Raw genomic sequence first — 12,602 nt, 5'->3', positions numbered from 1 at the left:
TCTAGGACAATTTATTTTTTTCTTTATATGCTTTGAGATCTGCCGTGGAGAGATCGGTAATTCCGCGAATAAACTCATCCATCTCAATGGCTTCATGCCCTATTTTTAGCACATCTCGTACGTAATTAGCAGCCTCCAAAACATCCTGCAAGTTATATTTTTTAACGTCAATTGCATGGAGGTATGCTGTAAAAAACTCAGTTCGCAAATTACCGATGCCTTTACCCATTCCCGCAAGAGACGCATCAATAAAACGAACCCCTGAATTGAGAGCGGCCAGAGCATTAGCTTGGGCGAGGCCGATATTGTCATGGGCGTGGAAGCCAAAAGGAATCGAGGTATCTTTCAGATAGCGGTCATAAATTTCTTTAGTACGAGAGGGCAATAAGCTGCCATTGGAGTCAGCAAAATAAATAATATCTGGCTGATGACTACTGGCTAAGCCAACGACTTCATCTAATTCCGCATTCGTATAGTACGAAATATGAATAAAATTAACTGAAACCATCATGCCTAGGTCTTGAGCACTTTTTATTAAAGGGAGCGCCACGGGGAGCTCACCTCGGGCAATACAGATTCTTAATAAGGCCACCCCACAGCTTTTGAGCTCATGCAGGTCTTCCTGGTTTACATTGTGGGGATGAACCATGACTGCTATTTTGGCATTTTTAATCAAGCCACGACAAAAAAGTAAATAGTCTTTGTGGCACCATCCGGCTCGCCCTAAGTCTGGAATAAAATGTAAGGAGCCATTGCGATAACCAATTTCAATGTATTCAATGCCTGAATGATCGAGAAGGGGCAGAAAACCTTCTAATTCATCGTCTTTAAAATGAAAATTTGTTCTATGTCCACCATCTCTTAATGACGCATCCAACAGTTGCATGGAATCGTTCATATAATGCCTTTTGTTTTGAGTAATGGATACAGCACCGCGAGAATTATGGAAACACTCAATGCCCTGATATAAAACGCGGTGTGTTTATTAAAGTATAGCGAACATAAATAGGCAAAAGGGTGGCGATAGATAAAATGGCGCATTATTTTTCGGGTTACCCGATTAGCCCGCCCCTGCATAGGCAGCTCGTGAATGCGTATACTGGGTATTTCATTAGCTTCAATAATAACCCCATCAGGGTATTTTATTGGTTTATTTATGTCTTCACATTGTATATCAATACCAACTAATTTGAGGCTGAGCGTATTGGCAACTTCAACCATAAGCTTGCGATTTTCTTTACATATATTTTTATTTATGTTCTCGTAGCTGCCTCCGCGGCTCGCATTACTGGTATAGCCTAAGCCTACTTTTTCTCCAACGTGAGGAACATAGTCTTCTTGTATGTCTTGTTCGTTAAGGCAAGTATATGCTTCGACATCCAAGCTGATAGGACCTAAAAACTCATTGATTCGTTTACGTTCTTTATTGGTGCGCTCAATTAAGTCTTTAATGTTGTGCTTCCCATCGCCAATAACGAAGGCTGGATGACGAAGCACTACTCCAATTACCTTTTGATTAAATACGAGGACTCTATACGACTGTAAATTGCCATGGAATTCTTCCACAATGATTTGCTCATACGTGGAAAAGGCGTGGGTTAGTTCTGTTCTTAATTCATCTAGGCTTTGGATATTGCATAAAACACCCCTTCCTTGCCGTTCATTGAGCGGTTTTACCACCAAAGGAAATTTTAGTTGAGCAGTCTGCTCGGTAAAGGCATCGTTTTTCAGTTCTTCTTTATCCAGTAAAACAGCTTTAGGAACCGGAACTTCTGCCTCTTCTAATAAGCGATTGGCAACATATTTATGTTGGCCGATGCGGGTACTGCTGGAATAATTTATTGGAGGTTCGGCGCCACAGAAAAAGTAACGGTGTTTGTGCAGGCGCAGCTCAAACCCCTCTAATTCTTCAATAGGTTTCACTGGTAAATATAAGGCTTGAGCACTTTTATAGTAACATAAAGCGTTTCCGTTTATAGCTGTACCCCTCTAGTTTAAATCTAGAATTATTGCTGATACTCTTTTGCCCCAGCAATAATTAGTTTATAGACGCGTTCGCTAATTATTCCTTGCTCGAATTTATTTTTGGCATCCCACGTCATGAGTTGGCCTTTTTGCCGCACTAATTTACGTGTTGCTGCAGTGACATCATTGGGATCGCTTTCGAGTAAAATATCGCGAACCTCTTCATCAAACACCAGATATTCACGCAATGCTACCCGTTTGTCATCCACAGTGGGGACTAATTTTTGCCAAATACACAATCTAATGGTTTCCAGAATATCAATGGTACGTCCTAAGCGCTCTTCCCCTGCGAATGAAGTTACGAGACGCCGCATGGTTTCTGCAACCCCGGAGGTGTGTAAAGTGGTATATACTGGGTGCCCAGTGAGTGCTGCTTCAAGTGCCGCACTGATGGTTTCTGCGTCACGACACTCCCCAACCATGATAAGACGTGGTTTACGACGTAAAGCATTTCGTACCCCGTCCGCAAAGCTTGGCAGATGGCGAGGAATTTCAGATTGACTTACGACGGATGAAATCGTTTCAATTTCATCATAAACGAATTCAATAGGCGATTCATAAGTTAATACTTTACGGTGCGAATCCTCTTTTTCAATTAAGTCGCGAATAATTGATGCTAACAGAGTTGACTTACCTGAACCTGTTGCCCCGGTGATAAAAACAATACCTTCCTGCGGAGCAATGGACTCAAGCACGATGTCCGGAAGATTCATGGTTTCTAACTTAGGAGGGGTGGTGGGAATGGTCCTCAATGTAACTTGAATCGCATCATGGCCTTCAACGAGACAAGCAGTACCATTGACCCTATAACGGTAACGTACGCCACGATTCGGACGGAATTCATAGTGCGTATCAATATCTTTTCCTGAAAGCAGCTGGGTAGTTGCGTTAGGTCCATAAATAGCATTAATTAAATCGCCAAGCTCAGTATTCGATAAGCGGCGATTCGTAATGCGGAGCAATTTTCCATAAACCTCAGCATAGATAGGCTCACCGGTTTGAATGGTGATATCTGATGCGTTGAGTCGTTCCGTATGTTCCAACATTTTATCCATGAATAATGGCGTAAAACGGGTTGGCTCATCAGGCATTAAATGGTCTGTAGTCATAATTAATTATCAGTTTGTCGTTGGTGTAATAACCGGCTGCCAAGATTTGTCTGTTATGATAATTTTAGACTGACTTGCCAATTTTTCCATGTTCTTAAATTGTTCCAACGCATTTTCATCTTTGGCTACTGCTGCTCGCCATTCATTACTATTGATATTTAATGCAGGCAATGCGGTAATACGTAAGACGCGGTCATCAATACGAATTTCGGAAGCATCCCCAGTTACCCCTAAGTCTGTATGGGAAACATAAGGAGGAGAAACCATATTCATTGCTAAGAGCTTGCGATAAAGAATCATGCCGCCAAAGTCTTCTTTGATACGAGCAATGTTTTCTTCCAGAATGGTATTGGCTTGCTCAATACCATTTTTCCATCCTTTCGCTACATACATACACCAAATTTTCTTCTCGATTCGCGTTTTAGGTAGCAAGGTATGGTTTGGATATTCTGGTTTCACATAATCCAGCCATAAATATTGGCGCCATGTTGGAGGCGTGGTCACAAAGTGAGCTTGCTTGGCTACTTTATAGGTGCGATCGGCAACACGAATGTTTTGTGCATCTGCTAAATTTAAGGTATTTCTTCCTTCCAATAGCACTGGAGGAAGAATGTTATGTTCCAGAGTTAATGAGTTAAAGTCATAGATAGTATCTAAGGTACGTGTTTGTTTAGCCAATTGCTCATCAATCGCTTTTGCTCGCCACGCTAAACCTGCTTGGGCTCCAAGGCTGAGCGCTGTTTCTTTAAGTGCCATTTGGCGAAATTTACCAGACTGTTTTCTGGTTCTTTCTTTGACCGTTACATTGGCCATAGCTTGCAAACCAGATAATGAACCGGTGTCACCTAGATAAGCTGATCTGTGGCATGATGCTACCAATAAGGCAGACACCAGAACAGTAAGACTAAGAGTAAATTTTGGCATAACGTAATTCAACAACCTGACTGTTAGGGTAAACGTGAATAAAAGCTTTTATTCCAGCTTGATAATCTATATCACGCAGGATTTCAGCTAAGCTTTGATCTTTAACGGTAAGACTAATAAGTACAGGTATCGCCGGAGATTTTCCTAGGATACGCATTCTATAGTGTGCGGCTTTAGCGATACGTGCAGTCAACTCTTCAATGGGACCGGACCAATCTACGCTTGCGCGGGCTTGTAGGTTATAGGCGTTAGGGATTGTTAATATATTATCTTTGTGTGGTGGCACGACTACTTTTTCTATACGAGCCATTTCATGCATCGAATCGCTAACAGAAACCGCTGCTTCCGCCAATTTAATTGTGGCATCATCGCTGGGATTATTTACGGGCGGTTTTTTAAAAAAGACTCCCGTAGACTTACAACTGGCAAGCAGGATTGAAGCAATTAAAAGCGTGACAAGCTTGTGGTTCATTCAAATTCTTTCGGTCTAGATAATATTGGAATGATTGAAACAGGAGCCACGCTCCTTGTCAAGTCATAACGTAAATTCTGGAAAAGAATCGCCCAAAATCTTTGTTAAATCAAATTGTTTTTTCCTCGGACAGCTAGGTTGTATCCATAAAAAAAGCACTTCGATTTAGCTTTGGCTGGTTGATGAGGGGGATGTTTGCGGGCTTCGTTTTTAAGAAAGTGTTGGTTGCTTGCATCCAGGTTTCATTGTTTTCTGGGCTTTTCAGCCCAGCTTACTTATTACTTTATATTTTCTCAAATAGACCGTAGACGATTTGTCCGGCTTTTTTCAGCTTCACCGTTCGCCAGGATTGTTCATCCAAGGCGATTGCCGTTGGTGATTCCAAATAAACCAAACCTCCGGGAACTAAAATATCCTTCTGCGTCAGTTCCTGGATGCATTGAGGAAGATAGTTTTGCGCAAAAGGGGGGTCGAGGAAAATAATATCAAATTGCTCTTTACTGGATTGCAGATAGGTCCGTGCATCCATTTTTAATAAGGTTAAAGTGGGACTATTAAATGAAGTAATTATCTTCTGCAAACTCGCATGCGCTTGAGGTGATTGCTCGACAAAGACGACTTGAGCTGCGCCACGGGAAAACGCTTCAAAGCCTAAAGCACCGCTGCCCGCAAAGGCATCGAGGCAGCGTGCGTCCCTAATGTCGTGCATTAACCAATTAAATACGGTTTCACGTACCCGATCAGGGGTGGGTCTAAGTCCGTCAATAGCGGGGAAGTGTAACTTTTTCCCCCGGTATTGACCGCCAATAATACGAATTTCCTGTTTCAAGATTGCCCCACTGTAACGAGAAGTAATTTATCTGGATTTAACTGCTGCTGGAATGCCTGTTTTATTTCGTCTTTGGTTACGGCTTTGATGCGAGCGATGTAAGTATCCAAATAATTATCGGGCAAATGATAGAAGGTCATACGCAACAAGATAGTCGCAATGCTGCGATTACTTGCTAAGGAGAGTGGAAAGCTACCGGTGAGATATTGTTTAGCCGCATCCAGTTCTTGCTCGCTGGGACCATTATTGATGTAGGTATGTAATTCTTTTTGAATGATCTCCAAAGCAAGCTTAGTTTGTTGATTACGAGTTGATAAGCTGATGAGAAATGGTCCTTCCCCAGGCATCGGGGAAAATTGACTCTCAACGCCATAGGTTAATCCGCGTTTTTCTCTTACCTCAACCGCCAAGCGCGAAACTAAGGAACCACCACCTAAAATATAGTTACCGACCATCAGTGGGAAATAACGGGGATTCTTATGATCAATGCCTATTTGACCAAGGCGAATCATGGTTTGTGATGAAGGGAAGGAGGTATTCACACGCTCGGCTTGCGCTAATTGTGCCGCTTGGCTTACAGGTTGAGCTGGAGTGCCCTGAGGTAAGCTTCCGGTAAACTGCTCTGCTAAGTGGTGCGCTGTTTCACTACTAATATCTCCTACCATCACGAGCACCGCATTTTGCGCCACAAAATAACGATGATAAAAGTCCGTTACTTGTTTTTTAGTAATGGCATTGAGTGACTTTTTAGTACCATTAACTGGATGGGCGTAGGGATGTTGCTGATACAACGCCTTAAAAAACGCGCGATCGGCAACGTCTTCTGGCGATTCATGGCTTTGCTCTATCGCCATGAGCAATTGTTTCTTTTCTCTGGTAAAAGCTTCATCTGGGAAATCAGGTTGATTAATAATTTGGGCGAAGGTTTTGCTTGATTGCGTCAGGGCATCCTTAGTGACCAGTGAGCGCAGGTTTAGAATGACCATATCTCTGCTGTTTTCTACACTGAATTGTGCTCCAGTGTCTGCCAATGCCTCGGCAATCGTGGTTGCATCTTGGCCTGCACTACCTTGGTTTAACAGATGTCCGGTTAAGGAGCTTAAACCATAATGTTCTTCGTCATAGGAGGAGCCTGCGGCAAATGCGAGGCTCACATCCAGCATGGGTACTTCTTTTGCTGGATAAAACACTACACGTACGCCATTTGCTGTTTGCCATTTTTCCGTTTGAAAGCTTGTCGCGTGGGCGGTTTTGTACAAGCCAATGGTTAACGCCATAAGGCAAGTAGTTAAGATTTTCATGATTTCACCTTAGGAGTGGTTTGCGGCTCTAGTGTGGCAACGGTCATATTATTGTCTTGAAAATAACGTTCAGCCGTTTGTTGAATTTGCTCCGCGGTTACCGCATTAATTGCTTGGGTATATTCATTGGCTTTATTCCAACCAAGCCCTACGGTTTCTAACAAACCCAGTTCCATTGCTTGGCTAAAAATGGAATCCTTTTCATAGGTTTTTTGAGCAATGATTTGATTTTTAACGCGTTTTAATTCGTTCTCACTAACAAGATGTCTCTTCAAATCGTCTAATTGTTCTACTAAGCCTTTTTCCAGAACACGAACGTTTTGGTTTTGGCTGGGGGCGCCATAAACGATAAATTGTGTTTGATAGCGAGTATAAAGATTATAATAAGTGCTCGCTCCGGTGGCGATATGTTGTCCGCGGATGAGATTTTTGGCAAAGCGAGCGCCTTCTCCAGCATCCAGAATACCGGCAATAATTTCCAGGGCATAAGGTTCATATGCGGCTTTTGCCGTCTTTACTCCTGGCACTGAATAACCAATCATCACCAAGGGTAGTTTTGCGGTGCTTTGCACATTAACTGCCTTTTTGCCTAATGCTGGAGGTTCCTGCTGATGCTTACGTGCAGGGATTTGGCGCTGGGGTAGAGTAGCAAAATAGTGTTGCGCTAAAGCACGTACTTGTTCCGCGTTCACATCGCCGACGACCACGAGTGTTGCATTATTTGGTGCATAATAGCGCTGGTACCATTTTCTTACATCATCAACACTCATTTGTTTTAGATCGCTCATCCAACCAATCACTGGATGACTGTATGGTGCTGCTAAATGTGCTGTTGCTAAAAAGCGTTCAAAAGCCAGGGCCTGCGGATTATCGTCAGTGCGTAAACGACGTTCCTCCTGGATTACCTTAATTTCTTTGGCGAACTCATCGGCACTAAGCAGTAAATTATTCATGCGATCAGCTTCTAGTTCAAAGCTGGTTGCTAAGCGAGAAGCATCAGTCTTTTCATAAAATGCAGTATAGTCATTATTGGTAAATGCATTCGATTGCCCGCCAATTTCGGCGATTGTCTTCGAAAACACACCCAAAGGATATTTTTTGGTACCTTTAAACATGATATGTTCAATGGCATGTGAAACTCCGGTAATCCCTCCGGGTTCATCTGCGGAACCTACGTTATACCAAATCATGGATACGGCAATGGGCGCTCGATGATCTTCTTTAACCAATATTTTTAATCCATTATTCAAGGTATACTCTTGAACTTGGCTGAAGGTTTGGCAAGATAGTACCATAAGTAAGGTGATTAATATTTTGCGCACAAATTAACCTCTAAGCAAAAAGATGATAGAATTCCACATTTTTTAGGATTTGTATACTAATATGATTAAATGGTTTAAACGAGGCCAAAGTGAAGCTCCTCCCGAGAGCAAGGAACAGCAGGAAATCGAAGAGTCTATTTCTGAGGCGATTCCCCGCTCTGTAGAACCTGAACCCGAAGTTACCAAAGAAGGTATTTTTGCGCGTTTTCGCAAGAGCCTAAGTAAGACTCGTCACCAATTAGGTGATGGTATAGGGCGACTTCTTTTAGGTAAAAAAGAGATTAGCCAAGAGCTGTTAGATGAGTTAGAAACGATACTCATTTCCGCGGATCTTGGAATTAATACAACGCAAACGGTCTTAAAACAAATTACTGATGGATTAGAGCGTCAGAAATTAGCTAATGGTGAGGCGGTTTATGATGCCCTTAAAGCGCATTTACAATCCATTCTAACCCAAAACGATACCCCTTTAACGTTAGAGACCGAAGATCATTCGCCTTTTGTCATTTTAATGGTAGGGGTCAATGGGGCTGGAAAAACGACCACCATTGGTAAGCTTGCGAAACAGTTTCAGCAACAAGGCAAAAAAGTCATGTTGGCTGCAGGCGATACCTTTAGAGCGGCAGCAGTAGAGCAATTGCAGGTTTGGGGTGAGCGCAATGACATCCCTGTCATCGCCCAACATACGGGAGCTGATAGTGCTTCCGTAGTTTTTGATGCGCTGCAAGCAGCAAAAGCACGTAAGGTCGATGTACTTATTGCAGATACCGCTGGACGTTTGCATACCCAGGGCAATCTGATGGATGAGTTGAAGAAAGTAAAGCGAGTTTTACAAAAGCTTTGTCCAGAAGCGCCTCATGAAACGATGTTAATCTTGGATGCAAGTATCGGTCAGAATGCATTAGTGCAGGCACGCCAATTCCATGAAGCAGTAAATTTAACGGGCATTACAATGACCAAGTTAGATGGAACGGCTAAAGGCGGGATATTATTTGCGATTGCGAGTGAATTGGGAATACCCTTTCGTTATATAGGTATTGGTGAAGGGATCGAAGACTTACGTCCCTTTGATGCTGAACAATTTGTTGGTGCATTGTTTCATGATCACATTTGAGCAGGTAAGTAAACGCTATCCTGGTGGCTATGAAGCCTTAAGCAACGTTAATTTTTCCTTACAAAAGGGCGAAATGGCGTTTCTTACTGGGCATTCGGGAGCAGGAAAAAGCACTTTATTGAAGCTCATCGCGCTTTTAGAATGGCCAACATCGGGACAGTTAATGGTGAATGGCCTGCGTTTAAACCACTTGAAGCGTCGTGATGTAGCCGCTCACCGCAGCCAATTGGGAATTACTTTTCAATCGCCTTATTTACTGAATGATCGTAGTATCTTTGATAATGTTGCCTTACCCTTACAAATCCAGGGCACACCTTATCCCATGATTGCAAAACGGGTGCATGCGGCTTTAGACATGGTCGGTTTATTGAGTAAGGAAAAAATGCTTCCGCCTCATCTGTCTGGAGGAGAGCAACAACGAGTTGGTATTGCGCGCGCCGTAGTCCATAAGCCTGCTTTATTATTGGCGGATGAACCCACTGGAAATTTAGACCCCAAGCTGTCTACGGAAATTATGTCTCTATTTGAGCAATTTAATCAGGTTGGGGTGAGTGTCTTAATTGCCACTCATGATTTACCTTTAATTGCCCGCATGAAACACCGAATTGTCATGCTTAAAGGAGGCCGGGTGTGTTAACGAAATTACGACCCTTTTTTGCCTATCACGTTCAGGCAGCAACACACAGTTTAAATTATCTGTGCAGTAAACCCGTGGCTACCTTAATGACATCGGTGGTAATTGCCATTGCATTGGCATTACCCGCACTTTTTTGGGTCTGCACTGATAATATAAATAAGCTGACGAGCGATTGGAAACGTGGTGGCCCGATTTCTATTTATCTAAAACCTAATTTGACGGAAGCAGAACAACAACAATTGGTACAGAAAGTACGTGATACAGGGGGAGTTGGCCAGGTTTCCCTGAAATCGCCCGCAGCTGGGCTTGCGGAATTAACCAAGCAAGAGGGCATGCAGGATATCATGCGTTACCTTCCTGAAAATCCATTACCAGCAGTGGTGACGGTGCAGCCAGCTGTATCCGTTGATTCTCCCCTTAAGTTGGATCAACTGGCACAGCAATTGCAGACTTTGGCTGGGGTTGAGCAAACCAAGGTTGATATGGAGTGGATTAGTCGCCTTGATGCTCTGATACGATTTGCTGCTCATTTTTCAGATGGTTTATTCATATTGCTCGCTTTAGCGGTGGTGCTGATCATTGGTACGACATTGCGTTTAGCGCTACACAGTCGTCAGGAAGAGATTCAAGTATTAAAGTTAATTGGTGCGAAAGATCCTTTTATTCTTCGTCCTTTTCTGTATTCAGGGATTTGGTATGGGGTTATTGGCGCTGTATTTGCTGCATTTTTAGTTAATATCTTTATTTTGAGTTTAGCCAAAGCCGTTAATCACCTCGCATTTGTTTATCAAATGCACTACTCGGTTGATCTTCTTTCTATGCGGCAAATCTTGCTACTCATTATATTTGCTATTATACTAGGTTGGTTAGGGGCCTGTTTGTCGGTAAAACGGCAATTAGCTTCTATAGAACCTCAATTGTAGTTTAATTCCAAGAGGATGACATATGAGTCAACAATTGCACCTTGCTGCTATGAATTTACCCATAGGCAGTCTTGATGCGTACATTCATAGAGTTAATCAACTTCCGATGTTAACTTTGGAGGAAGAGCTTGCCTATGCCGAGCGTTTTCATTCCGAAGGGGATCTTGAAGCAGCCAGACACTTAGTGCTTGCTCATTTACGCTATGTTGTTCGAGTTGCTCGAGGTTATTTAGGTTATGGTTTGCCTTTGAATGATTTAATTCAAGAAGGCAATGTTGGGTTAATGAAAGCTGTAAAACGATTTGACCCTAAAATGGGCGTACGCCTAGTTTCTTTCGCAGTCCATTGGATTAAAGCGGAAATCCATGAATTTGTATTACGCAACTGGCGTATTGTCAAGGTTGCGACGACTAAAGCGCAACGTAAGTTATTTTTTAATCTTCGTCAGATGAAGAATCGCTTAGGCTGGTTTACTAGTGAAGAAGTTGAAGTGGTAGCAAAAGATCTGGGTGTAAGCACTAAGGATGTTTTGTTGATGGAGCAGCGCTTGAATGCGATGGATTCTCCCTATGAAGCTTCTGATTCGGATGACGGTGGTGATGTTTTCCATGCACCAGAACACTATTTATTTAATGCCAATGACGATCCGGCTTTAGCATTAGAGAAGGAAGACAGTGGGGAGCAGGGGCGTGAGAAATTAATGCTTGCTTTAGAGCAGCTTGATGAGCGCAGCCAAGATATCCTGCAACAACGCTGGTTAGCAGATGACAAGCTGACCTTGCATGATTTAGCCGAAAAATATGGCGTATCCGCTGAGCGTGTACGACAGCTTGAAAAAAATGCCATGAAGAAACTGCGCCAATATATTGAAGCGTAGCGTGCAGGTCGTTTTTGGCTAATTTATTCAGTGCCTGGTTGCATGCAACCAGGCTTTACTTTGAAGTCCTACTCTAAAAAATCCCGCACCAAACTTTCCACGCGCTCATCCATCAATACGCTAACATGATTCGCATTAGTCAAAATCCGTAAATCCGCATTCGGGTATTGTTGGCAAAAACGAATTGATTCTTTGGTGCTCACCGTTTTGTCTAAATCTCCATGAATGCATAAAAAGGGGATATTTGGAGATTGGGAAATAAAATGATTTAATTGAATTCGATTTAAACCAACTTTTGCGCTTTCCTCCATGAGATGGCGTAAGTGAATATAGCCATGCCCACTCAGACGAAATTTTTTAGCCACACTGGCTACGGGACCACGCATATGAGTTGGAGAGGCAATTAATATGGCGCGCTCCGGTTTATAATGTAGGTGCCATTCAGGAAGTTGTCCGGATAAATTTAAGGTATTAAGCAACATGGAGCCTCCAAAAGAATGTCCAATTGCTCCATAGAACGGACCATACTCGTTTAAGGTTTCCTTAATTACATTCACTGCATCCATCCAGGGTAATTGTAGTCCTTTGGCCTCTCCATGAGCAGGAAAATCAAGAGCATAGACTTCGTATCCCTGTTGCTGCAACGTATCGATAATACGCATCATATAAGCCGCTCGTGATATCCAGCCATGGGTAATAAGAATTTTTTTATCTTTGGTTATTTTGTTGGGGATAAAGCGATGTAATACGTGATGACGAGGGTGTTCCTTATGAATTACTTCCGTACGTCTTTTCTCCATAATTTCACAAGCTAATTTTGCAAAATCGCGATATTCCTTTTCCAGGGGAAAATGAATGGGAGTAATAAAAACTTGATAGCAGAATTTAGCATGTAATAAATCCCTAACATATGTTAATGATGTAGTTAACATGATACTAATTCCTTTTATTTTCTTTTAGTGTAGACCAATTTTTTTATTGGTTCACAATTCCTTTATTATCAAACACTATAGAGTAAAAATTTCCTTATTTTTATTGCTGAGAACCGCTGTATTTTATGAACGGAACC

At 42.4% G+C, this 12,602-nt stretch carries 13 protein-coding genes; 4 read left to right on the top strand and 9 right to left on the bottom strand.

What is annotated here, in order from left to right; all coding sequences use genetic code 11:
- Window position 1: 1 nt before the first annotated feature.
- The 8 genes from ACD661_RS12850 to ACD661_RS12815 all read right to left on the bottom strand — a co-directional run bounded on the left by ACD661_RS12850 (window position 2) and on the right by ACD661_RS12815 (window position 7,982).
- On the bottom strand, window positions 2-898 hold the full coding sequence (locus ACD661_RS12850; RefSeq protein WP_400188269.1) for a beta/alpha barrel domain-containing protein: 897 nt from the start codon (window positions 896-898) through the stop codon (window positions 2-4).
- Complete coding sequence (locus tag ACD661_RS12845) at window positions 895-1,923, bottom strand: UDP-N-acetylmuramyl peptide synthase (protein ID WP_400188268.1); 1,029 nt, start codon at window positions 1,921-1,923, stop codon at window positions 895-897. The genes ACD661_RS12850 and ACD661_RS12845 overlap by 4 nt, the downstream gene beginning before the upstream one ends.
- An 83-nt stretch (window positions 1,924-2,006) precedes the next feature.
- A complete protein-coding gene (dotB, locus tag ACD661_RS12840; RefSeq protein ID WP_400188329.1) occupies window positions 2,007-3,116 on the bottom strand; it encodes a Dot/Icm type IV secretion system ATPase DotB in 1,110 nt (369 codons plus the stop codon).
- 27 nt (window positions 3,117-3,143) lie between these two features.
- Window positions 3,144-4,058 (bottom strand): type IV secretion system DotC family protein, encoded by a 915-nt coding sequence (locus tag ACD661_RS12835; protein WP_400188267.1) that lies wholly within the window; start codon window positions 4,056-4,058, stop codon window positions 3,144-3,146.
- The gene (gene dotD, locus ACD661_RS12830) at window positions 4,039-4,530 is read right to left on the bottom strand and encodes a type IVB secretion system lipoprotein DotD (protein WP_400188266.1); all 492 of its coding nucleotides are present in this window, start codon (window positions 4,528-4,530) and stop codon (window positions 4,039-4,041) included. The genes ACD661_RS12835 and dotD overlap by 20 nt, the downstream gene beginning before the upstream one ends.
- A gap of 283 nt (window positions 4,531-4,813) precedes the next feature.
- Complete coding sequence (gene rsmD, locus ACD661_RS12825; RefSeq protein ID WP_400188265.1) at window positions 4,814-5,359, bottom strand: 16S rRNA (guanine(966)-N(2))-methyltransferase RsmD; 546 nt, start codon at window positions 5,357-5,359, stop codon at window positions 4,814-4,816.
- Window positions 5,356-6,660, bottom strand: a complete 1,305-nt coding sequence (locus ACD661_RS12820) for a M16 family metallopeptidase (RefSeq protein ID WP_400188264.1) — start codon at window positions 6,658-6,660, stop codon at window positions 5,356-5,358. The genes rsmD and ACD661_RS12820 overlap by 4 nt, the downstream gene beginning before the upstream one ends.
- Complete coding sequence (locus tag ACD661_RS12815) at window positions 6,657-7,982, bottom strand: M16 family metallopeptidase (RefSeq protein WP_400188263.1); 1,326 nt, start codon at window positions 7,980-7,982, stop codon at window positions 6,657-6,659. The genes ACD661_RS12820 and ACD661_RS12815 overlap by 4 nt, the downstream gene beginning before the upstream one ends.
- A 61-nt stretch (window positions 7,983-8,043) precedes the next feature.
- Between ACD661_RS12815 and ftsY the strand changes: the two genes are divergently transcribed.
- From ftsY to rpoH, 4 genes are read left to right on the top strand one after another with little or no spacing between them, the layout of a single operon-like run.
- Window positions 8,044-9,096 carry a signal recognition particle-docking protein FtsY gene (gene ftsY / locus ACD661_RS12810; protein ID WP_400188262.1) on the top strand — a complete coding sequence of 351 codons (1,053 nt, stop codon included), beginning with the start codon at window positions 8,044-8,046 and terminating at the stop codon, window positions 9,094-9,096.
- Window positions 9,083-9,733, top strand: coding sequence for a cell division ATP-binding protein FtsE (gene ftsE, locus ACD661_RS12805; protein WP_400188261.1), 651 nt, complete (start codon window positions 9,083-9,085; stop codon window positions 9,731-9,733). Before ftsY ends, ftsE begins: the two co-directional genes overlap by 14 nt.
- Window positions 9,727-10,656, top strand: coding sequence for a permease-like cell division protein FtsX (ftsX, locus tag ACD661_RS12800; RefSeq protein WP_400188260.1), 930 nt, complete (start codon window positions 9,727-9,729; stop codon window positions 10,654-10,656). The genes ftsE and ftsX overlap by 7 nt, the downstream gene beginning before the upstream one ends.
- Window positions 10,657-10,678: 22 nt before the next feature.
- The gene (gene rpoH, locus ACD661_RS12795; protein ID WP_400188259.1) at window positions 10,679-11,533 is read left to right on the top strand and encodes an RNA polymerase sigma factor RpoH; all 855 of its coding nucleotides are present in this window, start codon (window positions 10,679-10,681) and stop codon (window positions 11,531-11,533) included.
- A 68-nt stretch (window positions 11,534-11,601) separates the two neighbouring features.
- On the opposite strand, the gene ACD661_RS12790 is transcribed toward rpoH, so the two are convergent.
- A complete protein-coding gene (locus tag ACD661_RS12790) occupies window positions 11,602-12,465 on the bottom strand; it encodes an alpha/beta hydrolase (RefSeq protein ID WP_400188258.1) in 864 nt (287 codons plus the stop codon).
- Between the last annotated feature and the right edge of the window lie 137 nt (window positions 12,466-12,602).

The organism is Legionella lytica (genome assembly GCF_044626755.1).
GTDB classification, from domain to species: domain Bacteria; phylum Pseudomonadota; class Gammaproteobacteria; order Legionellales; family Legionellaceae; genus Legionella; species Legionella lytica_A.
The sequence above is the reverse complement of the archived record's forward strand: the minus strand, read 5'-3'. Positions and strand labels throughout refer to the sequence as shown.